23 protein-coding genes are annotated in these 26,052 nt (G+C 53.4%); 10 read left to right on the forward strand and 13 right to left on the reverse strand.

The features are described from left to right. Nucleotides 1–2: 2 nt before the first annotated feature. From KTH_RS19770 to KTH_RS19785, 4 genes are all read right to left on the reverse strand, one after another. Nucleotides 3–1,838 carry a S8 family peptidase gene (locus KTH_RS19770; protein ID WP_170142351.1) on the reverse strand — a complete coding sequence of 612 codons (1,836 nt, stop codon included), beginning with the start codon at nt 1,836–1,838 and terminating at the stop codon, nt 3–5. Between the two features lie 108 nt (nt 1,839–1,946). Beyond that, nucleotides 1,947–4,955 (reverse strand): CHAT domain-containing protein, encoded by a 3,009-nt coding sequence (locus KTH_RS19775; protein WP_497620642.1) that lies wholly within the window; start codon nt 4,953–4,955, stop codon nt 1,947–1,949. Nucleotides 4,956–5,104: 149 nt separating this feature from the next. Then, nucleotides 5,105–5,893 carry an anti-sigma factor gene (locus KTH_RS19780; RefSeq protein ID WP_137686118.1) on the reverse strand — a complete coding sequence of 263 codons (789 nt, stop codon included), beginning with the start codon at nt 5,891–5,893 and terminating at the stop codon, nt 5,105–5,107. 376 nt (nt 5,894–6,269) lie between these two features. Further along, the gene (locus KTH_RS19785) at nt 6,270–6,959 is read right to left on the reverse strand and encodes a hypothetical protein (RefSeq protein ID WP_111319290.1); all 690 of its coding nucleotides are present in this window, start codon (nt 6,957–6,959) and stop codon (nt 6,270–6,272) included. Nucleotides 6,960–7,478: 519 nt separating this feature from the next. Between KTH_RS19785 and KTH_RS19790 the strand changes: the two genes are divergently transcribed. Continuing rightward, the gene (locus KTH_RS19790; protein WP_111319292.1) at nt 7,479–8,201 is read left to right on the forward strand and encodes a universal stress protein; all 723 of its coding nucleotides are present in this window, start codon (nt 7,479–7,481) and stop codon (nt 8,199–8,201) included. Between the two features lie 32 nt (nt 8,202–8,233). Here the strand turns inward: KTH_RS19790 and KTH_RS19795 are convergent, their stop codons facing one another. Continuing rightward, on the reverse strand, nt 8,234–10,369 hold the full coding sequence (locus KTH_RS19795) for a thioredoxin domain-containing protein (protein ID WP_111319294.1): 2,136 nt from the start codon (nt 10,367–10,369) through the stop codon (nt 8,234–8,236). Nucleotides 10,370–10,555: 186 nt separating this feature from the next. On the opposite strand from KTH_RS19795, the gene KTH_RS19800 reads away from it, so the two are divergent. The 5 genes from KTH_RS19800 to KTH_RS19820 all read left to right on the forward strand — a co-directional run bounded on the left by KTH_RS19800 (nt 10,556) and on the right by KTH_RS19820 (nt 14,759). Continuing rightward, nucleotides 10,556–11,299 (forward strand): TetR/AcrR family transcriptional regulator, encoded by a 744-nt coding sequence (locus KTH_RS19800; protein WP_111319296.1) that lies wholly within the window; start codon nt 10,556–10,558, stop codon nt 11,297–11,299. Nucleotides 11,300–11,460: 161 nt separating this feature from the next. Then, a complete protein-coding gene (locus KTH_RS19805; RefSeq protein ID WP_170211505.1) occupies nt 11,461–12,126 on the forward strand; it encodes a DNA-3-methyladenine glycosylase family protein in 666 nt (221 codons plus the stop codon). Nucleotides 12,127–12,179: 53 nt separating this feature from the next. Further along, the gene (locus KTH_RS19810; RefSeq protein WP_111319301.1) at nt 12,180–13,550 is read left to right on the forward strand and encodes a DnaJ domain-containing protein; all 1,371 of its coding nucleotides are present in this window, start codon (nt 12,180–12,182) and stop codon (nt 13,548–13,550) included. Nucleotides 13,551–13,658: 108 nt separating this feature from the next. Further along, nucleotides 13,659–14,399: a glycosyltransferase family 2 protein gene (locus KTH_RS19815; RefSeq protein WP_111319303.1), complete on the forward strand. Its 741-nt coding sequence runs from the start codon at nt 13,659–13,661 to the stop codon at nt 14,397–14,399. A gap of 99 nt (nt 14,400–14,498) precedes the next feature. Further along, nucleotides 14,499–14,759, forward strand: coding sequence for a hypothetical protein (locus tag KTH_RS19820; protein ID WP_111319305.1), 261 nt, complete (start codon nt 14,499–14,501; stop codon nt 14,757–14,759). 96 nt (nt 14,760–14,855) lie between these two features. On the opposite strand, the gene groL is transcribed toward KTH_RS19820, so the two are convergent. Genes groL through KTH_RS19835 form a run of 3 tightly spaced genes read right to left on the reverse strand, consistent with a single transcriptional unit; the run spans nt 14,856 to nt 17,145 of the window. Next, nucleotides 14,856–16,481: a chaperonin GroEL gene (gene groL / locus KTH_RS19825; RefSeq protein ID WP_111319307.1), complete on the reverse strand. Its 1,626-nt coding sequence runs from the start codon at nt 16,479–16,481 to the stop codon at nt 14,856–14,858. Between the two features lie 38 nt (nt 16,482–16,519). Then, nucleotides 16,520–16,810: a co-chaperone GroES gene (groES, locus tag KTH_RS19830; protein WP_111319309.1), complete on the reverse strand. Its 291-nt coding sequence runs from the start codon at nt 16,808–16,810 to the stop codon at nt 16,520–16,522. 35 nt (nt 16,811–16,845) lie between these two features. Beyond that, nucleotides 16,846–17,145 carry a hypothetical protein gene (locus tag KTH_RS19835; protein WP_497620648.1) on the reverse strand — a complete coding sequence of 100 codons (300 nt, stop codon included), beginning with the start codon at nt 17,143–17,145 and terminating at the stop codon, nt 16,846–16,848. Nucleotides 17,146–17,417: 272 nt separating this feature from the next. Here KTH_RS19835 and KTH_RS19840 point away from each other — a divergent pair, with 272 nt between their 5' ends. From KTH_RS19840 to KTH_RS19855, 4 genes are all read left to right on the forward strand, one after another. Next, the gene (locus KTH_RS19840; protein ID WP_497620650.1) at nt 17,418–17,999 is read left to right on the forward strand and encodes an acyl-CoA carboxylase biotin carboxyl carrier protein subunit; all 582 of its coding nucleotides are present in this window, start codon (nt 17,418–17,420) and stop codon (nt 17,997–17,999) included. 207 nt (nt 18,000–18,206) lie between these two features. Continuing rightward, nucleotides 18,207–19,874, forward strand: a complete 1,668-nt coding sequence (locus KTH_RS19845) for an acyl-CoA mutase large subunit family protein (protein WP_497620652.1) — start codon at nt 18,207–18,209, stop codon at nt 19,872–19,874. 35 nt (nt 19,875–19,909) lie between these two features. Continuing rightward, nucleotides 19,910–20,797 (forward strand): glutamate racemase, encoded by an 888-nt coding sequence (gene murI, locus KTH_RS19850; RefSeq protein ID WP_497620654.1) that lies wholly within the window; start codon nt 19,910–19,912, stop codon nt 20,795–20,797. A gap of 60 nt (nt 20,798–20,857) precedes the next feature. Continuing rightward, a complete protein-coding gene (locus KTH_RS19855) occupies nt 20,858–21,496 on the forward strand; it encodes a phosphatase PAP2 family protein (protein ID WP_497620655.1) in 639 nt (212 codons plus the stop codon). A 158-nt stretch (nt 21,497–21,654) separates the two neighbouring features. Here the strand turns inward: KTH_RS19855 and nuoH are convergent, their stop codons facing one another. From nuoH to KTH_RS19880, 5 genes are all read right to left on the reverse strand, one after another. Then, nucleotides 21,655–23,067, reverse strand: a complete 1,413-nt coding sequence (gene nuoH / locus KTH_RS19860) for an NADH-quinone oxidoreductase subunit NuoH (protein ID WP_497620657.1) — start codon at nt 23,065–23,067, stop codon at nt 21,655–21,657. Between the two features lie 87 nt (nt 23,068–23,154). Continuing rightward, a complete protein-coding gene (locus KTH_RS19865) occupies nt 23,155–24,303 on the reverse strand; it encodes an NADH-quinone oxidoreductase subunit D (RefSeq protein WP_497620659.1) in 1,149 nt (382 codons plus the stop codon). Between the two features lie 97 nt (nt 24,304–24,400). Beyond that, nucleotides 24,401–24,721, reverse strand: coding sequence for a DUF2776 domain-containing protein (locus KTH_RS19870; RefSeq protein WP_137686119.1), 321 nt, complete (start codon nt 24,719–24,721; stop codon nt 24,401–24,403). Nucleotides 24,722–24,889: 168 nt separating this feature from the next. Beyond that, on the reverse strand, nt 24,890–25,591 hold the full coding sequence (locus KTH_RS19875; protein WP_111319325.1) for an NADH-quinone oxidoreductase subunit C: 702 nt from the start codon (nt 25,589–25,591) through the stop codon (nt 24,890–24,892). After that, entirely contained in the window at nt 25,582–25,947 is a 366-nt protein-coding gene (locus tag KTH_RS19880) for an NADH-quinone oxidoreductase subunit A (RefSeq protein WP_111319327.1), read from the reverse strand. The genes KTH_RS19875 and KTH_RS19880 overlap by 10 nt, the downstream gene beginning before the upstream one ends. Between the last annotated feature and the right edge of the window lie 105 nt (nt 25,948–26,052).

Consider the following 26,052-nt stretch of genomic DNA (forward strand, 5'->3'; position numbering starts at 1 on the left):
GTTTAGCGTCCGAAGCGCGGTCGCTCGGGGCGGCACTGCGTGGCACGCAGCAGCGTTACCCCGAGTTCTGGCTGTGTGCTTAACGTTGTCCCGAATACCTCATGCTGACCGTGAGGATCGGTCAAGATCCATTGTACCTCGGCAGCAACGTGCCGTGCAGGCAACTGCAACGGTTGAATGTGTTCTAGAATGCGAGCGGCAACCGCACTGACAATCGGGGTGGCGAACGAGGTTCCCGACCAGAATGCCCAACAATGATTGTTCCCCTCATAGGCAGGCTCTGGGGGGTTCTTCGCTTCAAGTGCGGGATATCTGGACCCGGTATACACGCCAATCATCGCATCCGCAATCCCATACTCAATCTCGTTCAGGGTCGGCGAGCCACCGCCATAAGTCGCGATACCATTGCCCTTTGGCGGAATCTGTGGATAGTTTGAGTAGCGTGCCGCCCGCTCACGACGATCAACCGCACCCACCGCGATCACTTCCGGAAAGGCGGCCGGATATCGTGGGCCGATACGGGTCGGGGTGCTATCCGTATTGGAGTCATTGCCTGCTGCCCCGACAATGACCGCGCCAGACTCTACCAGGCGTTGAATTGCATGATGCAGCGGCGCCCGCAAGAGATTGATGTCATACATCATCTGCACATGCTCCTGAGGCGTGCAGGCACCGGCAGCATGCCAGTACTTAAAGAGATCCTCATCTGAAGGCGTCAGCACCAGGCTCAGATTAATGACGACCGGCTTGTTATGCAGATCACCCGGCTGGCCCGTGCGCGGATTAATTGGCTGCATGCGTGCATGAATGGCTTCCAGCGCATTGATAACCGTTAAACTATCACTCACGCCAAAATCGTTCAGTACCCGCACATACTCGATATCAGCATCTGGCGCCAGATCGCGCAGGATGCCAGTCACAAAGAGGCCATGATCTGGCATCGGGAAGCCATAGAGTTTCCCATAGATATCGCGTCCGGTGACGAGCTGATCATCCGCCCCCTCGCCAAGCTCTTCGGAAAGCTGCTGATAGTAGAATTTGATTGAGGGCGATTCCTCGCGGTTCATCTGTGCTGCGATCGTCTGCAAGAGCATATTGGAATCACCTGCACGTTGAGCCGCCTCGCGGATTGCCGCCTGTGGGTCTCCGGCTGTCGCAGGCATGGTATCCAGCACAAAGACCGTTACGCCTTTCCCCGTCTTCGTTTCAAGAGGGGTATTCTTCAATTCAGGCAGAGAAAGCGACCAGCTTCCTGGATGTTCTGGACAGCTATCCTCGACGGGCACCGGAAACGGAGGATAAACCGGGCTTCCATGAGAAATACACCCCTGAGGCGTAGCACCGCCCAACCAGTTTGGAGCCGCTGACACGATAGGAATACGCGCATGCTCACGCAATGCTTGCAGGTTCTGATTCAACATGTTGACCACACGACGAGATGGAGAGGTATCATATCCCGGCCCCTCAACATCCTGCAACTGATGGTGCATCTCCACCTCTTCTACCGCGAAGAAACCCACAACGGTGGTACCGGTTGAAGCAGGAGAACAGAAGAGACACTTTTTCATCGCATGCTTGAGTTCAGTATGTTGTTCATTGATTTGCGTATGGTCATGAGTATGAGTGTGAGAATGAGAAGAGCCCAGAGGGGCCAGTTTAAAACCGCGATTGATTAGAAAAGAGTTTAATTCATCAATATTCAGAGAATCAGCCACAACAGCCGTACCATGTGTATGAGGTACATCCGATTGAAACGTCACCACCAGTTCATGTTCAAACCAGTACATGACAGGAGCACTCCACCAGGGGGTAGACAAATGATAATGTTCTTCAGACATGTATTCCTCCAAATATTTCAATAACATTTTCGTTTAAATAAACGACTATCCCCCTATTTTTTCTCCTATCTTCTCTTCACAAAAAGTGGGAGGACAAAGCCCCCCACCTCACACTGATTGAGACTCCTGCTTCTCTAGCTGGGTCCTCACCGCACTGCCAAGCGGCCCCGGATTACCAACCAGCCGAAAAGCGGCCCAGAAGTACGGGTGCGCGTAGGCCGCAGAGCTCCGCAATAGCTGACATTGAGCAGTACGCAATGCCTGTACTTTACTTTCTCCCTGCAAGATCTGATGGTAAAAATAATGCATAAATAGACCTGTAGAATTATCCTCTACCGACCAGATCGTCATTACCAGGGAGGCAGCGCCCGCCACCAGAAACGCACGTCCTAGTCCTAGCTGTTCGTCACCTCCGCCACTCAACGCAAGTCCCGTTTCACAGCCGCTTAACGTCACCAGTTCACAGCAATGAAGATCCAGGTGGAAAGCATCAAAGGCTGTCAGCAGCCCATCAGCAAGCAGCACCGCGGAAAAATTCGGCGCGTCCAGTCTGCTATGACCGTGGGTTGCCAGATGAATGACCGGCGCACCAGAGGCCAGCATCCGAAGCCTCTCCCCTGTTGCCTCCTGCTCCAAATAGCAGCGGCCACGCAACAGTTCAGCAACTTCCAGAGCCTCACGCCGAGCCGAGGGGAGCTCTCGATTCCCCGAGCAGCCAAAGATGAGCGGCTCGTTCAACGCGCTTTTATGCTCCGCCACCGGCTGCATGGCTCGCGTCAACAGCGTGCTTGCGGGCAAATAGCTGATCTGAAAATCCTCGATCAAAAAGCGCGCGCCATCAAAGAGCGCGTGAAAGGGCAATGAATGCAGCGGCCCATACGGCACAATTGTGATCAGCCCTTCGCGTGGCGGCAAGCACGAAGCCACAGGCTCGATCAGCAGCTTGTGCAGACGGCGCAGTAGCCCACGAAGTCCCTGCTGTGGCGGATTCGCAGGGTCAGACCATCCGGCTGGCTGTAGATGGGCATGCAACAACGGCAGGTAGCGTTCCACCTGAAGCGCTGCTCCCGGCACCTCAAAAACAGCCAATGTATCGGGAGTAAGCGCAAAGATGACCACATCATCGCGACACAAATAATAGGTCAGAACCACCTGATCCGGTTGCAGACAGGCACGCAACTGCGCGATATCGACCGTCCGTACGTTACGGAAAGTCGAGCGCAACGACGAATCTTGATGATCGGGTATTTCGATCTGCTGAACATACAGCCACTCAAAAAGCTCACTGATCTTTGCCTCGCACAGGTTCATCTCCTCTTTGACAGCCTCTCGGTCAACCAGGGCGAGCAGCAGCGGATCATTCGTCGCAAGTTGAGCGCTACATTTACGATAGCGCTCCTGCCATTGCTCAAGTTCGGTCTGCTTCTGCAGGAAGAGTGTACCGCGTTCCTGCCAGACCGTCCCCTGAGCTTGCTGCGCAGTGACCGGAGCAACATTTAAATACTGTCGCAAAGAGATTGAGCGTGCGCGTTCCAGATACCGAAAGGCCTGCTCTTTCTTGCCACGGCGCAATTGCAGCACAATCATATCCTCGTACATGTTCCAGGTTGTACGCAGGAACGAGGGCGAAAGATCGTAGAGCAGATTCCCGAGAATGCGTTCCACCTGGGCAATCGCGCCCCCAAAATAGCGTGCAGCCTGACCCTCATTCCCCCGCAGGAGCGCCAGACGCCCCTGCAAATAGCGGCATTTATACACCAGTTCCTGAAAATTATGCTGTCGGGCTCGCGTGGCACAATGCAGACACAGCTCTGCTGCTTCCTGCAACAGCTTCTGTCGTTGGTCAGCATCAGCAGCACAGCGTTCCGCCTGCGAAATACAGGCATCAGCCAGCACAATTTCAGTACGGAGGAGAAGCTGCTGCAATGTCTGCTGCTGATAGATCTGCCGAAGCTCACGGGCCTCGGTTGCTGCCTCAGCCCAACGCCCCAACTCAAGCAACAACTCGGCCTTCTGGAGCCGAGCAATATTAGAGAAATACATCAGGTTACGGGCATGGAACAGCTCAACAACCTCTTGTAGCGAGTTCAGGGCCTCCTTTGTGCGCCCTACCGCCACCAGGATCAGCGCATACTGATGCAGCATATCACCCGCCTCCCAGGACCCCTCTTTCGGCTCGAACTGTTCCAGAGCCTCAGTGGCAAGCCGATAGGCCTCTTGAGTCCGACCAAGCTTGACCAAACAGAGCGCCATCTGAAGCAAGATACCGGCCAGCAATCGGGCATCGGTCAGCTTATGCTGCTCAAACAAATCGCGTAGCTGATAGAAGCGTTTCAGGGCCGAACCATAATAGCCCTGAGCAAAATCGATATCAGCAAGCGTAATTTCCGTGATCATCACGGGCCAGATATTCCCGAGGGCAAGGAAGCGCTCTCGAGCTCTATAGAGCAGGCTATATGCCTCAGAGAAACGGCCAAGCACTGAGAGATTACTGGCCTTGTTATTTTCCGCAATCGCAATCGAGCGATAGACATTCGGATCGCCGTCCTGAACAAGCTCAGCATAAATAGCCAGCACACGATCATAGAGTTCAATCGCGCTCTGACAAAGGCCGGCCTGCTTATAAATAATCGCGGTGTTGAGATCAACAGCACACATCCAGTAACGATCACCCCGCCGCTCAAACACCGCTCGTACCGTTGCGGCTTCCTGTAACGCTTTCTCAATCTGACCCGCCGACGCGCAGGAGATCAGCCATTTCATTCGGCTTCGCGCCCAAAGATACTCATCTCCGAGGCGTAGAAATTCCTGCCCGGCACGTTCCAGACACTCAAGGGCCGCTTGATGATACCCTAGCGTCGAAAGCGCATCCCCTTTCGCGGAGAGACCGAGACCATAGGCTAAAGGAATCTGTAGCTCCTGTCCGAAAAAGATCAGAAGCTCGCTGTATTTTAAGGAGATAGACGGGTCAGCATACAGTTGTTTTGAAGCCTCCTCTTTAAAAGCCCGGGCCAGCGCCAGCGGGTCTTCAATCGAGCGAGCCTGAGAGAGGATGTATGCTTTTCCTTCCTCAAAATCACGAACAAACACCTCGCGAAAGAATTGTGCGACATCCATAACAACCCCATAACAGCGGATGTGAAGAAAAACAACATTTGCATCTTCCTTAATAATAGTCCATCTACTTTCAGGAAGCAAAAAGCTGTTGCGTTTCTTCCCTTTCGGCTGAAAGCGAAACAATACCGCCGCGCAAGCAGTTTCAGGCACTAGCTTGCGGGAATGGAGAGAGCTGGAATCACTACTTCATTTTCAGGCAAGGTGACCACCATCACATATTCACCAGTTGGCACCGGCTTTAAAACCACGTTCCCAAGATCATCAATGGACGCCTCCAACAGAGGGGGATCAACGGGTATCTCCTGTGCTGAAGGAAAGAGAGCAGCGGTGTAGAGAGAAACAGAGCCTCCCTCAAAGGTTTCGCTACTGACATTTGGATCAACACTGGAAAACAAGCCGAGAATCATCGCTTCCCCATAGCTGGTACGTGAGAGATGCAGAGAGATATTCAGAGAACCGGCCCGATATTGACGAGGCCAGGAACTCTCAGTCGGAGTTTCATGTAGGGCGCTTCGCGTCACAAACTGTGGCTGCCAGGGAACCAGCGTTGCCACGATTCGTTCAACAAAGCCACGCAGGGCTTCTCGCGGTGAAGGAGGCACGGGGAAGGGGTCAAAATCAGCGAGGATCTGGCGGATCTCCTGCACTTCCCTGTTACAAAGCGGACATTCCTTCAGATGTCCTGTAATCTTCATCACCTCATCGACAGGGAGCATATGAGCGCAAAAGAGGTTTAATGCTGTCGCATCGGGGCACTGGCTCCGATACAGCCTCGACACCAGAAACGCATTCGTTTCCTTGTAAAATACCAGTCGCTGACGACAAACCTCACATTGTCTGAGATGCTCCTGTGTCTCAGCGCGCAATGGCTCCTCATCAAGAATAAACCGGAGCAGTTCGTCATCATCAGGTGCCATTGCATGTACACAATCCATCATGAGCGGGTCCTTCAATTTCTCTAAACATTTAGCGCAATTTAGACGGTTGTTTAGGTTGCTGCTGTTTTATAAACGCCGGAGAGCAGATTTTTCGCACTCTATTTTCACCTGAGCGCCATTCTGGAGAACAGGTATAGACTCTTATCCCGCTTCTGAAGAGCGCTCGCACTACATAGATACATGTGCACATAACTATTGTACTCGCCCGGACTAACAGCCAGCAAAGCACAATAGGAAAAGAGAACCGGCGGGTAAAACAAAGGAGAGCGCGGCTTCAGGCCACCTCTCCCTGTAACAGACAATTGCATGGACCTTTTCAGACCACCATCACAGAAGTATAGAGTGTTACCATCAAACGAGATATCTGCCCTCCCAATCAGGCGTCACCGTTCCCGAGTTTCCAGCGAATCTTATCGGCATTGCGTAAAAGGCGTTCCATAATATTGCGCTTTAACCGATAAATCTCGTCTTCACTGTGAAACTCATCCGGGCAATAGCGTACAATCTCGCGCGGTTTGAGATTGCAGTGAAAATGGAGATACGCAACCCGACGCTCCTTTTCACCGGGGAGCAGCGATTGAATGACGTGCCACAATTCGTTCTCATGATAGCGGTCAACCACAAAGGGCTCGTCATGATTCCCCTGATGATAGTCAGGCATTGGCTCGACGGTAGAACGTGAGTAGGCACGCAGGGTATCCATAATTGCGCAGTTCAAACAGAGATGCAGATAACTCAGCGCCCCTCCGAGAGTGGAGAAACGCAGCTTCTGATCACTTACTGCCTGCCAGAAACGTCGGAAGGTATCGTCCATATAGGTCTGCTCATGCTCCAGGCGCAGCGCCGCCTCACGACTGGGATGACGTCCAATCCAGAGACGAATACTTTCACTGAACAGCTTCTGTAATACAAGCCACGCCTCCTCACAACGTTCGACAATTGCACGGCGCAGCACCTCTAAACAATACTGGTCGTTACATGGCTCTTTCCGACGATACTTGCCCATTTCACGTACGCTACATTCCATCAACTCCGTCAGGCTCATTTCGCCAGGTGGTTTATCCATTCTGATCCCCATTTGCTCTTGTCCTACTTCCTCTTCAGTTGTACTGAAGGCCGGATAGTACGTCTCCCCTCCACCGGGTGGACGCACTACGAGAATAAACGCAGCATCTTGCGGTTACTCAAAACCTTCCGCAGGTTCGCTTCTAAAGCCTTTCTTGCGCAATTGCGGTTACGCTCCGGCTTCCCTGGGATCTCCCCTCACTACAACCACTACAGTACACAACGATCATGTACAGAAATCTGTCGCTCCCGAAAAATAGGTTCTTGAAGAAGCTGCCATCTCTCTCAATCGATCTCCGACAAAAATTCAGTGATGATCTATACGCGAGTACAGTATCCCTCTCAGTCCCTTCCCCTGCCTGGTTACTCGCACACTTTACTCTGTCAAATGTACCATTTCTTGCCACAAATGAATAAAGCAGGTATACTTTATATATAAGATTACTCGCAACATGCGATTTGTACAATGTCTTGCGTAACCAAAAAAAAGTGACCAGTCCCACAAAAAGGACTGAGGGACATGAATAAGTCTATCCTGCTTGGTATCGATTCTGAACTTTCTCCGACAGCTCAGTACGCCTTGCAGGCCGTTAGCGAGTTTGTCGAGCGTGCTGCCCCCCAGGTTCGTTTGCTGCTTTTAAACGTCATACCGGTTACGCAGGTCATTCCTGCGCAGCCAGGAATGTATGTCGGGCAGGTCCTTCCCGGCGTCGTCACACCGGCGCAGCGTACCCTGGCAGAAGAAACGCTACAAAAAGCGCGCCTCCTGCTAGAACAGCGCGGAATTGGACTGGAGCGCACCGAGAGCATCATTCGCGAAGGGGTACCAGCAGACGAGATCGTGCGAGCTGCCAGAGAACATAATGCCAGCTTTATCGTTGTTGGCAGACATGCCGATACGCTCAAGCATCGCCTCCGGCGTATGCTGGTTGGTAGTGTCTCTCAGCGCGTCCTGCAGCTTGCTTCGTGCCCCGTTATGGTTGTCGTTACCCCCGAACCAGACCGCGTTGACGATCTGGTCGGCTGGTACAAAGAGGAGGTTAAACGCTACCTCAAAGAGAATAACGCATCTCTGACCATCCTGACACCTCAAAAAGTGGTGCAGTTCTTCACCCCCCCTGGTAAAGATGCCTCTGGCAAAAAGGAACTTGATGCCGCTACAAAGGCGCTTGAACAGCTTACTGAAGGTGGCATGCTGTGCCGCCATCAGGTAGAAGGAGAGCTACGCTACGTTAACGACTAAAGGCAGCCCTCCCTGAAACCGCGTTCTCCTTCTCATGCTAGCATCTGTTCCAGCTCATGTGGAAATGAAACCGGTTGCTGACAGATAAAGTTCTGGCAGACATAGGCGGTTGCCTTTTGCTGGAGCATGGAACGGCCAGCCAGCAATGGTATGGCCGTCAGCACTGCCTTGTTCTCCGGCTGAACACAGGCAAGCACACTGTTCGGTAGATACCGCTGATTGACCACAGCCAGAAGCGCCTGTGTGTCCACTGAGGCCGGATCTCCCAGAATCGAGATTTCACGCGCTGGTGACAGGGCAAAGTCCAGCGCTCCCAGTGCATGTCCGAACGCCTGGGGGTGCTGTACCATCACATCCGCGAGTGCCTGTAGATAGTTCTCTGCTCGCTCCCGATAGCTACTCTCACCGGTAAAGGCAGCCAGCCGCAGCAGCACATCCGCCGCACCGCTGTTCCCCGAAGGCGTTGCGTTGTCCATAATATCCTTTGGCCGGCAGATCAATTCCTCATGATCCTTACCAGTATCGAAGAAACCGCCGTTCTGCTCATCGGCAAAGAGCGCAATTGCCTGCTCCACCAGCTCCTGAGCCGCCTGGAACCAGCGAACGTCAAAGCACGCCTCATAGACAGCCAGCAGACCATCAGCCAGAAACACATAATCTTCCAGATATCCCTGAATATGCGCCCGACCATCCTTGTAGGTGCGTAGAAGACGCCCGTTCTGGCGCATGGTGGATAGCAGGAACTCCGCGTTCTTCAGCGCCACTTGCAGGTAATCCTCACGCTGGAGATGACGCGCCGCCTCCGCGAAACTGCGCAGCATCAGGCCATTCCATGAGGTCAGGATTTTCTCATCACGTCCGGGCTTCACACGCTGCTCCCGGAGCTGGAAGAGCCGCTCTCGTCCACGCCGCAAAGCCTGCTCAATCTCCTCGGGTGAGCGCTGAAACTCAGCCGCAAGCTCGGGCACGCTGGTGACAACATGCAAAATCGTTTTGCCCTCAAAATTGCCCTGACGCGTCACATCATAATAGCGCATAAAGATACGGGCATCCTGCGACTCAAGCGCCTGCTCGATCTCCTCGGGTGTCCAGAGGAAAAACTTGCCCTCAACCCCCTCGCTATCGGCGTCCTGCGTCGAGTAGAAGCCTCCCTCAGGCGAGAGCATCTCGCGCATGACATAGGCCAGCGTCTCTTCAACAATACGCCGATACAACGGCTCTTTTGTTACCAGATAGGTATGCAGATAGACGCGACTGAGTAGCGCGTTATCATACAGCATTTTTTCAAAATGCGGAACCAGCCACTCCGCGTCAACGGAATATCGATGGAAACCGCCCCCCAGTTGATCATAGATCCCACCCTGAGCCATCTGTTGCAGTGAGTGTTCCACCACTTGTAGCTCGGAATAGCGAGGAGGTTGTCCCTCGATCTCGCCCTTTTCCCGGTGCAGGTGGACGCGCAGCAGCAGTTCAAGCGCCATCGTATTCGGAAATTTCGGAGCACTGCCAAAGCCACCATGCTGCGCATCATATTCAGCAATCAGGGCATGGCTGGCTGTGCCTAGCAGATCAAGCGACTCGATGTGCCGAGTTGAGCGCTGTAATAGTGGCGCCTCACTCTGCTGTTGGAGATACTGGGCAAGCTGATTCGCCTGCTCCTCGACCTTTTCCCGCTCCTCTCGATAGGCATGCGCCATACTGAGCAGCACCCGCGGGAAGCCCGGCATCATATATTGACCATAATGACGATCACGGGGCGGATAATAGGTTCCACCAAAGAACGGACGACCATCAGGCGTCAGAAAGACGGTCATCGGCCAGCCTCCCTGTTGCGTCAGGGCCTGAACCGCACGCATATAGATCGCGTCGATATCCGGGCGTTCCTCCCGATCAACCTTGATACAGATAAAGTTCTGGTTCATCAGGGTTGCGATCTCTTCGTTCTCAAACGACTCATGTTCCATGACATGACACCAGTGGCAAGAAGAGTAGCCAACGCTCAGCAGGATAGGCTTATCCTCCTGCCGGGCCCGCTTCAGTGCCTCATCTCCCCACGGATACCAATCCACTGGATTATGAGCATGCTGTAAGAGATACGGGCTGGTCTCATGAATCAAGCGGTTGGTGTGCGTATGTTCACCCTGTCGGGGTGGTTGCTGCTCGGCCATAAGTGTTTCTCCCGAAAAAAGACAGTTTCTCTTGCATTGTACGACATCCAGAAAAGAAGAGAAAATTGAGCAATAACCCCGTACTTGACATTTCCAGGCCGGCGCTCTATACTCAAACTCTGAATATGTGACCAGATACAGCCAAAAAGTCATAACAGAACACCGGCGCGGGAAGGGAGGAACACAATGGCTCGATCACTACAATCCGATTCCACCAGACGACAGGAGCGTGCAGATCGCATTCTGGATGTCGCCGTTGAGTTGATGCTTCGCTGGGGCTATCGCAAGACCACCATTGACGACATCGCCCGACAGGCAGGCGTGGCAAAAGGCACCATCTACCTGCACTGGAAATCACGTGAAGCGCTGTTCCTTGCGGCCATATTCCGTGAACTCCTTCGCGCAGGAGAGGAGATGCTTCACAGGATCGAGGCAGACCCCGAAGGCATCCTGCTTTCCCACCTGACCAGACACTCCCTGTTTGTGACGCTGAACCGCCCGCTGACCAGAGCCCTCTTTCTCAACGATACCGATCTGCTCGGTGACTTTTTGCAACTGGCGAACGTTGGCACGCCTACACTGGCTCAGCAAAAACTGGCAGTTATCGAGAAACTCTTGCTCTTCCTGCGTGAAAGGCAACTGCTTCGTACTGATATGGATGTCCGAACCCAACTGTACTCGGTTAGCGCGATTATGATGGGCTTTTTAATGACTGAGCAGTACTTAGCGGAAGATCAGCGCCTCTCAGCCGAACAGATTGCGGATGAGGCTGCGGCGGTCATTCAGCAACGCTTTGAGTCAGGGCAAGCACCAGCCCCCGAAACCATGCAGGAGGCCCGTGAATACTTCGCGCCACTGCTGCGAACATATATCGGAGCAGCCAGAGAGTGGTTTCAGCGCCCCGAGACCGGGGCCTCACTTCGCCTGTAAAGCCAGATACGGATACAAAAAGCGATCAGAAGAAGTAGAAAGTCATATCCACCAGTATAGGGCTCTCCTGACCATTTTTCCCAGTACTTGCTGACGAAAAGGTTCATATGTCGTACAATAGAGACCTGATCAATAAAGAGAAGTCGCAGCCCAAAAAGAGTATGACAGAACAAGAATCCTTTGCCACATTGCGCATAAAGGCAACAGAGCACCTCAAACAGGTCGATCCAGTCCTGAACCATGCCATTGAGCTGGTGGGGCCTTGCACCATTGAGCCCGAACCCAATCTTTTTGAAGCCCTGGTTGATGCCATCGTTTCGCAGCAGATATCCGTTCAAGCGGCAGATGCGATCATGGCGCGTATCCGACAGGCTGTCCCTGATGGGAAGATCACCCCTGATACGCTTCTTCCTCTGGCCTATGAAGATCTGCGTTCCCTCGGCTTTTCCAATGCAAAGGCCCGCTATGTCCGTAATCTCCTTGAACACATTCTGACCGGACAGCTTGATCTGGAGCGCCTGCCGGAGCTGGACGACGAGACCATTATTCAACAGCTCACCGCTGTGAAGGGAATCGGGCGCTGGACCGCCGAAATGATCCTGATTTTCTCTCTGGCGCGTCCGGATGTGCTTCCAGTTGACGATCTTGGTCTTGTTGAGGGCGTGCGACAGGCATACGGTCTGCCAGAGCGGCCCGGGCGGAAAGAGCTGCTTGCCCTCGGGGAACGCTGGAAACCATATCGCACATTTGCCACGTGGTATATCTGGCGGTGGCGCAGATATACTATGAAGGATGACCGCAAGCGCACGCGTATTGTATCCTTATAGAGAATGCAGATGCGCCATTCGTACAACCTGAACCGATAAGCCAGATAGTTATTATGGACACTCCTGAAAATTACTATGCCATTCTTGGCGTTTCAGAGGATGCGGATAACGAAACACTGAAACGTGCATATCGCCAGCTTGCCAGACAGCATCATCCCGATCTGGCAGGCGAAGGAAGCGCAATTCAAATGAAGCGGATCAATCGGGCATATGCCGTCCTGAGCGATCCCGAAAAGCGACAGCATTACGATGCGATTCGTGGTGGCGTCATCGGCCAGACACGGCCTCGTTCCAGACCCAAACGCTTCAGCGAACAGGAGGACCTGGAATTTGCAGGCCTGAATACTTTTTGCACAAAGGGACCTTTCCGTTCAGGGCCGCGCCTGCATACCGGGCTCGGAGTGATCTCTGCTCTGCGCAGCATCTCCATCGCCAGTGGTCAATTGATCGCCGCAGGCACCCTTGACGGCACAGGCAAGATCTGGCAACTTGTTGACGACCAGCCCTGCAAAGAAATTGCCTTCTCGGCAGCTCCTATCCCGACCGTTGAATCGCTGCGCGAACTGCGCTTCTCAGAAGCTGGAAGCTTGCTAACCGGTTGGGGGCGTCAGGCGGTCCATGTCTGGGACGCATGGAGTGGTCAGCGCCTCTGGAGTTATAATGTCTCAGAAAGAGCCGTCTCTGCTCACTATTCCCTTGATCTCGTGCCCCAGGTGACCGCAAAAGGGAAGCAGGCAGTACGAATGGCCCTTCCACTCCTGCCAGGAGATATCCGGGCACCGCGCTCATGGGGCGTACGTGGCAGCGACATTATCAGCCATATTATGGAGGATGACACCCAGAAACTGATAGACCCTGTGACCTGTGTTGAAGAAAACATTGAAAATCGACAATTTTGGGCTATCCGGCTGCGAGCGCTCTCCGAGGACACTAACCACCTGCTCACCCTCTCCTGCGCCCAGATACCAGGGGAAAAGCAGCAGAAAGTGATCCTCAGACGATGGGATCTGACAGCCAGAGGGCGCTTTGGCGGACCACGCCCCCATATTGATATCTCGCTCGATGTGGGAGATTGCGCTGCGTGTGCGCCTCCCTACGCGGTCACGCCAGATGCTCGTATGGTTGCCTTTGGCTTTGCCGGAAATCAGCTGCGTATCTGCGATAGTACAAACGGAACCTTTAGCGATTTACCCTCGGGTACAATGGGAAGCAGCGCCCGCCTGGCATTCTCGTCAGACGGTCAATGGATCGCGATTGCACGTGAAGATAGCGAGATCAACGAAGGGGTCATTGATTTATGGCATGCTGCAACGGGCCAGCTTGTTCAGAAGTTTTATCACCCCTGGCAGATCAGTTCCCTCTATTTCAGTGAAAGACAACTTTTTGTTGCACTGACGGATGGGACTATATATACATGGAAGTAACTTAACCGTTGCTATTGTCATTCTGAATCGTTCGTGTAATCAGGCAACAGAACTTTTTTCAGGGAACGCCTATAATAAATTCCATATGTAGGAGAGAGGCCTTATTTTATGCGTGTATCAGTAATCGTTCCTGTTTATAATGAAGAACAAACTGTAGCAACCATTCTACAATCATTATCAGAAGTTCCTCTGGATCTGGAAGTCATTGTTGTTGATGATGCCTCAACAGACCGGACCTGGGAAATTTTGCAGGAGCTAAAGCAAAAAGAACCGTTTAATAAATATCTCTATGTCCGCCACGATCATAACCAGGGCAAAGGCGCAGGTCTGCGGACGGGCTTCGGGCTGGTGAACGGCGATCTGGTCACGATTCAAGACGCCGATATGGAATACGATCCACAGGACATCCCTGCATTGGTGCAGAAGTATGAGCAGGGAGTGACCCGCGGTATCAAACGAATCGCGGTCTACGGGTATCGCAACCTCTCACGCCAGAAGTTTACGACCCGTTGGGGCAATCGCTTCCTCACAGCCGTTACCAACCTCCTCTACGGTAGCCGCATCCACGACATGGAGACCTGCTATAAGCTCTTCCCGCGTGCAGTCGCCAAAGCGCTCCCGATGGAAGGCAAACGCTTTGAGATAGAGCCAGAAATCACCTCCTGTCTGCTTCAGGCTGGCTACACGATCCTGGAAGTGCCCATCAGCTACAACCCGCGCACCGCCAAGAAGCTGAATCCCTGGAAAGATGGATGGCCAGCCCTGGCCATGCTGTTACGCCGTCGCTTCCGCGGGTCATTTCATATCCCTGAGGAGAGCAAAGAGCCAGTAGCGCAACATACGGCTTAGAAAGGAGCCCGGTGTCTTGTTGTGCCGGGCCTTCCCTCTTCTGCCGAGAACACTTATGCACACGATAGAACAAAGGGGACAAAAAAAGGAGCCGCTTCCATGATGATTCGGGCTGGAATTCTCCAGGAAAAGGAAGAGGGGAAAACAATGTTCTTTCAGGGAGAAGAACGGGCCTACGTTCGCTGCGTGATCGCGGATCAGATAGAGCCAACACGGCGCTTCGTCTGTCGTATCCTGAATCAGGCTCACTTGCCGTTCCAGATCGGTGAGCATATCACAGTCGGTATTCAGAAAGTCGTCACTGAAAGGCAAAGCGGGACCGTTCGCTTCGACTGTATCCTGCTTGATTCTCCGCAATAAATCGCCGATTTTCAATCTATTTCCAAACGAAAGGGCCTGCCACCCGGAACGGGAAGCAGGCCACTTTTTTTGATCTATCTGCGAAACGGAGAACGACTAGTACTCAGGCATTGCCGGAGCAGCGGGTTTCTCCTTCTCAGGGATATCGGTAATCAGGGCCTCGGTGGTCAGGATCATCGCGGCGATGCTGGCTGCATTCTGTAGAGCAGAGCGCGTCACCTTCGCCGGGTCGATAATACCAGCCTCGACCATGTCGATATAGCTGTCGCTCAGGACGTTATAACCGATGCGGTTGCTGTTGTGCTCTTTCTGAGCGCGGCGGATACCCTCAACAACCACAGAACCATCACGGCCACCGTTTGCGGCGAGCTGGCGCAGAGGCTCCTCAAGCGCGCGGCGCAGGATGCTCACGCCGGTCGCGGCATCACCCTCAAGCTTCAGATCGTCCAGAGCGGCAACAGCGTTAACCAGAGCAACGCCACCACCGGGGACCATACCCTCTTCAACACCGGCCCGAGTCGCGGACAGGGCGTCCTCAACGCGGGTCTGGCGATACTTCAGCTCAACCTCGGTGCCAGCACCAACTTTGATCACGGCAACGCCACCGGAAAGCTTCGCCAGGCGCTCCTGAAGCTTCTCGCGATCATAGTCGCTGGTGGTCGCCTCGATCTGAGCCTTGATCTGGCGGATGCGGGCCTGAATGTCCTCGGGATTGCCATGACCCTCGATGATGGTGGTGTCGTCTTTGTGCGCGACAACCAGGCGAGCAGTCCCCAGATCTTCCAGAGTGGCGCTGTCAAGGCGGCGGCCCATGTCCTCGCTGATGACGGTACCACCGGTCAGTACAGCGATATCCTGCAACATATCCTTACGGCGATCACCGAAGCCAGGGGCCTTGATTGCCAGCACGTTCAGAATACCACGCAGCTTGTTCACAACCAGGGTCGGCAGCGCTTCGCCGTCAACATCCTCGGCAATGATGACGATGTTACGATTGCCCTGCTGGACCATCTTCTCGATCAAAGGCAGGATATCCTGAATGGCACTGATCTTCTTGTCGGTGATCAGGATATACGGGTTCTCGATCGAGGCTTCCATCTTCTCGGTGTTGGTCGCGAAATATGCAGAGATGTAACCTTTATCGATCTGCATACCCTCAACGTAGTCGACCTCGAAGTTGATACCGCGGGACTCCTCAACAGTGATGACACCATCTTTACCGACTTTGTCCATCACTTCGGCGATCAGCTCACCGATCTGCTCATCAGCGGCGGAGATAGAGGCGATCTGTGCGATCTCCTTCTTGCTCTCGACGGGGATAGCCATCTTGCGGATGTACTCAACAACAGCCTCGGTACCCTTGTCGATACCATACTTAAGCTGCATGGGGTTGGCGCCGGCGGCCAGGTTCTTCAGACCCTCAGTCACGATAGCCTGAGCCAGCACGGTTGCGGTGGTGGTACCATCACCAGCAACGTCGTTTGTGCGGGTCGCGGCCTCTTTGAGCAACTGAGCGCCCATGTTCTCGAATGGATCTTCGAGCTGAATTTCCTTCGCAACAGTGACGCCATCATGTGTAACGGAAGGAGCGCCGAATTTCTTATCCAGAGCAACGTTGCGGCCCTTAGGACCAAGAGTGGTCTTTACAGCATTGGCAAGTGTATCGATACCACGCTTGAGCGAACGACGAGCCTCATCATTAAATACGAGCTGCTTTGCCATTGTAACCCAGTCCTTTTCCTTCTTTTTTCAATGAGCAACTAACCAATAATGGCGAGAATATCGCTTTCCTTAAGAACGAGGTATTCTTCACCTTCCAGCTTGAATTCTGTGCCGCCATACTTGGCAAACAGAACACGATCACCCTCTTTGACCTGGATAGGAGCACGATCGCCATTATCGAGCAAGCGACCGCTACCAACTGCAATCACGGTGCCTTCCTGGGGTTTCTCTTTCGCTGTATCAGGGATCACGATACCGCTCTTGGTCACTTCTTCCTTTGCCGCGGGCTTTACTACAACGCGGTCACCAACAGGACGAATATTAGCCACTGCCGTATACTCCTTTTGTTTCACAAAGTCTATGGTTATTGCTCAGGGATCTCCCTATCATCAGGAGCGCCAGTAGTCGCGCCCCCGTTTTCCTGCTCATAATGGATCACCCCGGCAATGTTCACCGAGCGATACTGAGAGTAGTCGCAGGTACAGGGACCACCCGCTGCACATCCCGCACAACAATAGACCTTTCCCTGAACCACCACTGGCCGCCAGAGAATCTCAATGTCGCAGTTCGCACAATAGAGCCTCTGCCGCGACTGCACATGCAACCCGGTTTCGCTCTCAAAAGCCTGCTGATTTGTCTGTTTCTCATTGCGTTCTGCGAACATGGCTCATTTCTCACGGATGGTGGAACAACTACTACTTCATCCGTACATGAGTATGCCACAGAAATTGTTAGAAGCGTATAGGAAGAATGTTAGAGAAGTGTTAGAATTTCCCTGTGGCGTCAGAAGAGCCACGATCCAACGAGCCCCACCGCTGTTGTTACGCCCATCCCCCCTTTCTTCCGCTCTCACAGCGTTCTCAAAGGTATGGTACAATGTTTGCACGAAATGTAAGAACAAGCAAGCTATTATGTGCCAGGAGGAATGCATGTCTTATGGCCTACATCACAACGCTTCATACCAGAAAAGAAAAACCTTCCTATCGTGTTGAGGTTGGCGAAAACGGCCAGAAAAATACGATCACGCTTGATGGCAACGCCTATACCATCGACTGGCAGCAGATCGCGCAACTGGCAAATATCGCACAGGGCGCGGCCCATGCGGAGGGCCATTTTAGCCTTTTGATCGGCAACCATTCCTATGATATTTTTGCCCGTCGCATCACCAGGCCCGGCCAGAAGGGAAGTGAAACCTATGAATTGTTCATCGGGAGCCAACGCTTTGAAGTCACCGTCGAAGATGAGCGCACCCGCCTATTAAGTGGCCTGATCAAAGGCGCAGCAGGCACAGGCACCGCCGAAGTGACCGCTCCGATGCCTGGACTGGTTGTGGGCCTTCCCGTGGCCGTTGGCGATCATATTGAAGAAGGACAGGCCGTTGCTGTTCTGGAAGCGATGAAAATGGAGAATGACCTGACTGCTCCATTTACCGGTAAAGTCACCGAAATCCGCGTCCAGAAAGGGCAGACCGTCGATCAGGGTGACATTCTGGTTGTTATCGCCGGAGAGGACGCCTGAACACGCTTCTCAACGACTTCGGGCAAAGTGGCCCGGTACCATTTTCAATCGCGTACCCGAGATGGGCAAGCTACTGCGAAGAGCTTCCTGTTCCGAAACCTGAATGTGGAGGTACCAGGACTCAAGACCCATTGCCAGAGCAGAATGCGGGGGTCATCGCAGAAGGTATGCTATAATGCCAGAGGTATGCAAAGGAGGAATGTTGCGATGCAGCAGCATGTGAGTAAAAGCGCCAGGGAATGGCAGGAAACAACCTACCGGAAGGCGCGTGAGAAGGTAGAAGAGCGCAAGGTCCAATTTACCACCAGTTCAGATATTCCAGTCCAGCCACTGTATACACAGGAGGATCTAGCTCAGTTTCAGCCTCAGGAGCAACTGGGATATCCCGGCGAGTTCCCGTTTACCCGGGGCGTACAGCCGAGCATGTACCGCTCACGCTTCTGGACCATGCGCCAGTATGCCGGTTTTGGCACCGCCGAGGAATCAAATAAACGCTACCATTATCTGCTCTCACAGGGCACCACGGGCCTCTCGGTTGCCTTTGATCTTCCTACCCAGATCGGGTATGACGCAGATCATCCCCTGGCCGCCGGAGAAGTCGGCAAGGTCGGCGTCTCTATTTCCAGCCTGGAAGACATGGAAACGCTGCTTCATGGCCTCCCGCTGGAGCGGATCAGCACGTCAATGACGATCAATGCCACGGCCTCTATTCTGCTGGCGCTCTATATCGCGGTCGCCAAAAAGCAGGGGGCCGATGTCCGCAAACTTTCAGGCACCATTCAAAACGATATCCTGAAGGAGTATGTCGCCAGAGGCACCTACATCTACCCGCCAGAGCACTCAATGCGCCTCATCACCGACATCTTCAAATATTGCGCCGAACATGTGCCGCGCTGGAACACGATCAGCATCAGCGGCTATCACATCCGCGAGGCGGGAGCGACGGCAGCACAGGAAATCGCCTTTACCCTCTCGAATGCCATTGCCTATGTACAGGCGGCCATTGATGCAGGGCTGAACGTGGATAGATTTGCCGGGCAGCTCTCGTTCTTCTTCAACTGCCATAACAACTTCTTTGAAGAGATCTGTAAGTTCCGGGCAGCCCGCCGCATGTGGGCACACATCATGCGCGAGCGCTTCCACGCCCAGGAGAAACGCTCGATGATGCTCCGCTTCCACACGCAGACGGCCGGCTCAACCCTGACGGCACAGCAGCCTGATAACAACATCATTCGTACCGCCTATCAGGCGATGGCCGCCGTCCTGGGAGGCACGCAATCACTGCATACCAACTCCAAAGACGAGGCACTCTCTCTCCCGACCGAAGAATCTGCTCGTATTGCCCTGCGCACACAGCAGATTCTGGCCTACGAAACTGGCGTCGCCGACACCGTTGATCCCCTTGCAGGCTCGTACTTTATCGAAACCCTGACCAATCAGCTTGAAGAGGCTGCCTGGCAGTATATCCACAAGATAGATGAGCTCGGGGGAAGCGTTCGTGCCATCGAAAAGGGCTACCTCCAATCTGAGATAGAACAGGCTGCCTATGACTATCAGCTCTCTTTAGAGCGAGGAACTGCTACTGTTGTGGGCGTCAATCGTTTTACCATAGAGAATGAGGTACAACCGGAAATTCAGCGGGTTGATCCCGAGGTAGGCAAGCGTCAGGCTGCCAAACTTGCGGCATTGCGCCAGCGGCGCGATAACGAGCAGGTACAAAACAGGCTCCAGGCTCTTCAGAACGCAGCACGAGGCAGCAAGAACCTGATACCGTTTATCATTGAGGCAGTTGAAGCCTACGCCACTCTGGGAGAGATCAGCGATGCGCTGCGACATGTCTTCGGAGAACAAAGAGAGTTCGCCGCTGAACTGTAAGGATCTGTTCATAAGTACAGTTGATGATTTAGACTATGACGCAACAAATACTGAGAAACCAGGAACACACAAGCGAACAGAAAACACGGGGCGACCGCAGAGGTCGCCCATCTGCTCCTATCGGAGTTTTTGATTCCGGGGCGGGCGGCCTGACCATTCTGGCCGATCTACGAAAGCAACTACCCCATGAGCACTTTGTCTTTTTTGGGGATACGCTCAACAATCCATATGGTCCTCGCACCGATGCAGAAGTACGGGAGCTGGCTCAACTTGCCACCCGCTTTCTGCTGGAACAGGATGTCAAAATGATTGTGGTCGCGTGCAATACGGCCTCACAGGCAGCCCTGGAAACACTTCGGATGGCATTTCCACAGCTTCCTTTTGTCGGTGTAGTGCCAGCCGTCAAGCCAGCCGCACGCCTTTCCCAGAAGCGACGCATCGGTGTTGTGGCAACCAATAGTTCTGTAAAGGCTGCATACCTTCAAAACCTGATTGCTACTCATGCAGCAGGGGTTGAAGTAGCCGTCGCCGCCTGCCCCGAACTGGTGACGCTGGTTGAACAGGGAAGAATCGAGGGTCCCGAGGTTGATGTTATCCTGCGGCAATCGCTGCGCCCGGTGCTGGGAAAAGATATCGATGTTCTGGTCCTCGGCTGCACCCATTTTCCAGCTTTGCGACTTGCGATTGAAAAAATCGTCGGCGAGAACGTTCAAGTAATTGATAGCGGAAGTGCAATTGCCCGCCGTACACAATGGGTATTGGAAACGGAAGAGCTGCTCCGGCCTGCTGAACAGGAGGAAAGAGGAACGGTCCAGCTATGGAGTAGTGGGGACGCCACAGCATTTCAACGGACAGCCAGCGTGATTCTGGGCTATCCAGTCACTGTCACGCAAGCGAAAAACTATCCACAGGTTTCAGGATAAAGCACCTGAGAGCACCATTCTCGCTTCAATAACACGCGAGAGAAAGAACGAAGGAGGCGCATGAGAGAACAACCACTTACTCTCGATAAGAATACACCACTTGCGACGTCACAATTACCTCATATTCGCATTGCCCGCTATCTTTCAGCTATTCTATCACCAATAGTGATTTCTATTCCGGCAGTCTTTCTGGTGGCGCTTTCACAGGCCGCGAATCAGTACACCGCGCTTGGCTATACCGCGTTAACGCTCTTCTTCCTGAGCGTTGGCCCGATGATCTATATCGCGATCGGCGTCAAAATGGGCAAGCTCAGCGATCTGGACGTCAGCAAGCGCTCACAGCGGACCGGTCCTTTTCTCTTCGGTCTCAGTTCAGCGTTGCTCGGTCTGATCGCGCTGGCCCTGACCCGAGCGCCACGAGCCCTGCAATCCGTATTGCTCGCCACTATTATTATTGGAGTCATTCTTCTGATTATTACTGCGTGGTGGAAAATCAGTATGCACGCGGCCTCGCTCTCAGGGGCGCTCACTATATTGACGATCATCTATGGAGCGATCTGTTTACCGGCCTATGTTCTGCTCCTGCTGGTCTGCTGGTCACGGGTTGTCCTTCGACGTCACACCACCGGTCAGGTCATCGCAGGCTCCATTGCCGGTGTTCTACTTCCGTGGCTCTTGTTGACATGTATAGGCTTCTAAGCTATTCAAAAATGATGATCTAAAAAAAGAAGAAAGGGTTATCTCTACTATCAACAAAAACAGGCACTGAGCCGGGCATTGCTCCGGCTCTTTTTTTCGGGCAAAAAGAAAAGAGACTACATGCAAAATCTGTAGCCTCTTTTCGCTTCTTCTTTTGCTTAGTGCGAGCCACCACCTGCGACTGAGCTGCCCGCTGGGAGCTCAGAGACGCGAGACGGAACCCCGTCACGCAACTGAAGCGCAGGGACAGAGGACGCTCGACGCTGTGCCCGGATCGCGGGAGCCTGAGCGCGACGCGTGGTCGCCACAGTTGCACGACGCACAATCCAGATGAACAGGCCGATCGAAAGCCAGTTGATGACACCAAGCACGATCAAGTAGATCAGGTTGGAGAGACCAAGCGCGTTACAGATCAGGTAGATGCCACCGCTCAGCACAATGTTACAGAGTGTAACAGGCATCAGGATCAGCCATGCGAACTGCATGAGCTGGTCAGCACGCAAGCGTGGCAGAGTTGTGCGAACCCAGATGAAGACCGTACACAGCAGGTAGATCTTCAGCACAAAGTACACCAACGCCAGGATGTTTCCAAGCAGTCCCCACCAGATATTGCCGAGGCCGGTCAAGAAACCAACGCCAGGGCCAGAGAAACCACCCAGGAAGAGATAGCTTGCGATCGCGGACACGATCGTCATGTTACCGTACTCACCCAGATAGAAGAGAGCCCAGCGCATACCACTGTACTCGGTCACATAACCAGCCACAAGCTCGGACTCCGCTTCTGGCAGGTCGAACGGCGAGCGGTTGGTCTCAGCCAGACCACAGATATAGTAGATCATCAGCATCAGCGGCTGCACCAGGAAGAACCAGCTCCAGGGAGTGAAGCCCTGGAAGAGGAAGTCCAGCACGCCATTGCCAGTCTTTGTCCAGGTATCCTGGTACTGCTGGATATCCCAGAGGGACACCGTACCGATACCATCCTTCGCCAGGACGCTTGTCAGCATCACCACGCTTACCAGCGAGAGCACCAGCGGCAGCTCATAGGAAATCATCTGAGCCGCGGAACGCAGACCACCAATCAATGAATACTTGTTATTCGAGCTCCAACCGGCCATAATCACGCCAACAACGTCAATGGAGCTCATTGCTACATAAAAGACAATACCGGTTGCCAGAGCCGTAAACGGCAGGCGAATATACGGAGAGAACGGGATCACTGCCCAGGATGCCATCACCGGAGCCAGGAAGACAGAAGGCGCAAGCAGGAACATCAGCTTGTCGCTCTTGACCACATGAATATCTTCCTTCAGCAACAGCTTACCAACGTCAGCGACCGTCTGCAACAAGCCCCACGGCCCGGTATGAATAGGACCCAGACGGTCCTGCATCCAGCCCATCACCTTACGTTCGAGCAGGATCAGGATAACCGCACTGGTCATGATAAAGCCAAAGATCGAGAGGAAGGCAACCACATATTGAAGGGTCTCCCAGGAAAGGAGTCCGCTTACAAACTGAGTCCACCAGGTCCAAAGATCGCTCGATCCGGCCTCAGCCATCACAACGCTAAACATCTTGAATTACTCCAAAACAGCACACATAGAAACAGGCAAGGGGAGCCACCCTGACCTGTTTCAACTCGTACCGTCAAAAACCTCGTGTTATCTATCAACTTCACCAAGCACGATGTCCAGGCTACCCAGAATCGCAATGGTATCGCTCATCTTATGACCACGCAGCAGCTCCGGGAGGATCTGCAAGTTGATGAAGGAAGGTCCGCGCAGTTTCGCTCTCCACGGATATTCACTGCCATCGCTGATAAAGTACACACCAAGCTCACCCTTACTGCTCTCAACAGCGAAATAGGTTTCGCCGCGTGGTGGGCGCAGGGCAATCGGAGTGCGTGTCGAGATCGGGCCGCCGGGCATCTTATCGATAGCCTCACGGCACAGGCGAATGCTCTCAAAGATTTCATTGAGACGGACATAATAGCGAGCAAAACAGTCGCCTTCCTGACGGACCTGAGGATTCACCGGGATCTCACGATAGGCCATATACGGGCGGTTCACACGCAGGTCCCAGTTCACGCCACTGGCGCGCAGCATCGGGCCAGTCAGACCATAAGCCATCGCCTGCTGTGGATCGATATAGCCGACCCCTTGAGTACGAGCCATAAAGATCTCGTTTCCGGTCAGCAGAGCATCCAGTTCTTTTGTGTTCTTCTCTAGTTCATCCAGGAACTTTTCGCACTGCGTAAGCCAACCACTGGGGGTATCATGGAGCACCCCCCCCACACGCATATAGTTCACATTGAAGCGGCTACCGCCGAGGGCCTCAAACAGGTCCAGAATGCCCTCACGGTCGCGGAAGGTCCACAGGATCGGGGTAAAAGCGCCGAGGTCCATGCCGTAGGTTCCCAGAGCCACCAGATGGCTTGCGATACGCTGAAGCTCATTGGTAATCAAGCGAATGTACTGAGCTCGACGCGGGGGCTCGATGCCCATTAACTGCTCAACAGCGCCAACATATGCCGTTTCATTGAGCATCGGAGAAAGATAGTCGGAGTTATCCATATAACGGATACCGGCCATTACCGTGCGGTTCTCTAGAATTTTCTCGATGCCGCGATGCAAATAGCCGATCACTGGAGTACAGTCAAGGACTGTTTCGCCCTCAAGCTTCAGCATCAAGCGCAACACGCCGTGAGTGCTAGGGTGCTGAGGACCCATGTTCAACAGCATTTCCTGTGACTTCGACTCCTCGATAACTCCCCCTTCAGGATGTATTTTCATCTCTTGGTCTGTAGCCATGAGTATCCTCAATCAGAAAATTTCAAATCTTCCACCCCGCGCAACGACTACACAAGAGCCGTCAGGCGGAACAGGAAACACAGAGTATCATGCAACTTTATCTACGATGTATTCTTCGCGGCAGCCTTCGCACACGGGACCAGACAAGGAACAGCCAGATAAACCCCGTGAGCACAGCAATGCCACCAATCACAGCGCGGTTCGGGTCCGTTGAGAACAGGGCATAATAGAAGCCACCACAAAAACAGACAAGCGCGGTAAGAGCAGGAATAAGGACCGTTCTTCTCTGCTGGGTCGGACCGCCGGTTCCACCGCTGTTCCCTCCGTTATCTCTACGATGACGAGCCTGTTCACTCTTGGGTGTGCCTGTTCCCTTTTTGCTCTGTCCAGTATTCCGACGCGCCCTTGCTCTCGGCATAGCACACACTCACATTTCAGTCAGGTAGAGGCTCAAACGCTCACTCCTCCCGGGCAATTCGGCTCACAGGAGAGAGCAAACGACCAGACAACAAACAGAGATCGCTTCCAGTCAGGAGGGAACGCCAGTTCCCGCATTGCATAACTGAACCAGAAGAAACGGGCCTTGCTACTTCTCTGGCGCGCCCTGGGGGGTATCTTCCGGCCCATGAGCAGAATGACCAAACGTCGGTGTCCCGGGGTGCAAGCGCTCCTGCATGCCCTGACCGAGCTTCTTCTGCACAACGCGCTCCAGACGCTGCTGCTGGAATTGACCGGATACAGCCATATTCGGATCAACCTGTGTTGTCGCCCGTGGCTTGACCGTCAGAGGGACCTGGTGGAAATCCTTACGCAGCGGGTAGCCCTCAAAATCATCATCAAGAAGCATACGACGCAGATCAGGATGCCCGGCAAAGTGGATCCCATACATGTCGTAGGTTTCGCGCTCCAGCCAGTTCGCTGTAGGCCAGACCGAAACGACACTATCAACAACCGGCTTCTCACGATCAATGCGCACTTTCACCTGAAGCAACTGCCCTCTCACAATGGAGCGAACATGGTAGACCACTTCCATATGATCGAGCATATCGACCCCTGATACACAGCTCAGCAATTCAAAGCCAAGCTGATCACGCAAGAAACGGCACACAGCGACCAGATGTTCCGCATCAACCTCCAGACCCAGGAAGTCTCCCTTCATGGTCTGTGGCTGAACCGGCTTCCCAATAATCTGCGCGATCGGCGCCAGATCACGGGCAAGCGCTGCGTTCTGATCTCGATAGCCAGTTGTTGCACTGGGTATGTTTGTTGAACGTGGTACTAGATCCATCGCGTCACTCCCTTACGCCAGGCATAGACCAGGCCAAGCGTGAGCACAATAATAAAGAAAAGAATTTCCGCAAAGCCAAAGATACTTAGCTGTTTAAAGATCACCGCCCAGGAAATGATAAAAACAATATCAACGTCAAATGCAACGAAGAGCAAGGCGAAGATATAAAAGCCCAGAGGATATTGCACCCAGGCGGAACCGATCGGAGTTTCACCAGACTCGTATGTCTGTAGCTTCTCTTTTGTAGCATTATGGGGTGCAAGCAGGTTAGCAACGGCCATTGCAAGTATCACAAAAACAAAGCCCGCCACTAAGAGAATGCCTGCATATAAATACCCAGGATTAAGGGTTGGCACGAGCTTTCCTCCCAATAAAAAGGCCTTTATTATTTCGACAAAGGCTAGAAGATGCTGCACTGATTATAGCACAGGGAGAAAGGAGCGACAATTTATTACGCCCCT

Source organism: Thermosporothrix sp. COM3 (genome assembly GCF_059696735.1).

What these genes read in the sequence shown, in the direction of transcription:
- KTH_RS19770 (WP_170142351.1), bottom strand. Translation starts at nt 1,838, where the DNA reads ATGTCTGAAGAACATTATCATTTGTCTACCCCCTGGTGGAGTGCTCCT.
- KTH_RS19775 (WP_497620642.1), bottom strand. Translation starts at nt 4,955, where the DNA reads ATGGATGTCGCACAATTCTTTCGCGAGGTGTTTGTTCGTGATTTTGAG.
- KTH_RS19780 (WP_137686118.1), bottom strand. Translation starts at nt 5,893, where the DNA reads ATGATGGATTGTGTACATGCAATGGCACCTGATGATGACGAACTGCTC.
- KTH_RS19785 (WP_111319290.1), bottom strand. Translation starts at nt 6,959, where the DNA reads ATGGATAAACCACCTGGCGAAATGAGCCTGACGGAGTTGATGGAATGT.
- KTH_RS19790 (WP_111319292.1), top strand. Translation starts at nt 7,479, where the DNA reads ATGAATAAGTCTATCCTGCTTGGTATCGATTCTGAACTTTCTCCGACA.
- KTH_RS19795 (WP_111319294.1), bottom strand. Translation starts at nt 10,369, where the DNA reads ATGGCCGAGCAGCAACCACCCCGACAGGGTGAACATACGCACACCAAC.
- KTH_RS19800 (WP_111319296.1), top strand. Translation starts at nt 10,556, where the DNA reads ATGGCTCGATCACTACAATCCGATTCCACCAGACGACAGGAGCGTGCA.
- KTH_RS19805 (WP_170211505.1), top strand. Translation starts at nt 11,461, where the DNA reads ATGACAGAACAAGAATCCTTTGCCACATTGCGCATAAAGGCAACAGAG.
- KTH_RS19810 (WP_111319301.1), top strand. Translation starts at nt 12,180, where the DNA reads ATGGACACTCCTGAAAATTACTATGCCATTCTTGGCGTTTCAGAGGAT.
- KTH_RS19815 (WP_111319303.1), top strand. Translation starts at nt 13,659, where the DNA reads ATGCGTGTATCAGTAATCGTTCCTGTTTATAATGAAGAACAAACTGTA.
- KTH_RS19820 (WP_111319305.1), top strand. Translation starts at nt 14,499, where the DNA reads ATGATGATTCGGGCTGGAATTCTCCAGGAAAAGGAAGAGGGGAAAACA.
- groL (WP_111319307.1), bottom strand. Translation starts at nt 16,481, where the DNA reads ATGGCAAAGCAGCTCGTATTTAATGATGAGGCTCGTCGTTCGCTCAAG.
- KTH_RS19835 (WP_497620648.1), bottom strand. Translation starts at nt 17,145, where the DNA reads ATGTTCGCAGAACGCAATGAGAAACAGACAAATCAGCAGGCTTTTGAG.
- KTH_RS19840 (WP_497620650.1), top strand. Translation starts at nt 17,418, where the DNA reads ATGGCCTACATCACAACGCTTCATACCAGAAAAGAAAAACCTTCCTAT.
- KTH_RS19845 (WP_497620652.1), top strand. Translation starts at nt 18,207, where the DNA reads ATGCAGCAGCATGTGAGTAAAAGCGCCAGGGAATGGCAGGAAACAACC.
- murI (WP_497620654.1), top strand. Translation starts at nt 19,910, where the DNA reads ATGACGCAACAAATACTGAGAAACCAGGAACACACAAGCGAACAGAAA.
- KTH_RS19855 (WP_497620655.1), top strand. Translation starts at nt 20,858, where the DNA reads ATGAGAGAACAACCACTTACTCTCGATAAGAATACACCACTTGCGACG.
- nuoH (WP_497620657.1), bottom strand. Translation starts at nt 23,067, where the DNA reads ATGTTTAGCGTTGTGATGGCTGAGGCCGGATCGAGCGATCTTTGGACC.
- KTH_RS19865 (WP_497620659.1), bottom strand. Translation starts at nt 24,303, where the DNA reads ATGGCTACAGACCAAGAGATGAAAATACATCCTGAAGGGGGAGTTATC.
- KTH_RS19870 (WP_137686119.1), bottom strand. Translation starts at nt 24,721, where the DNA reads ATGCCGAGAGCAAGGGCGCGTCGGAATACTGGACAGAGCAAAAAGGGA.
- KTH_RS19875 (WP_111319325.1), bottom strand. Translation starts at nt 25,591, where the DNA reads ATGGATCTAGTACCACGTTCAACAAACATACCCAGTGCAACAACTGGC.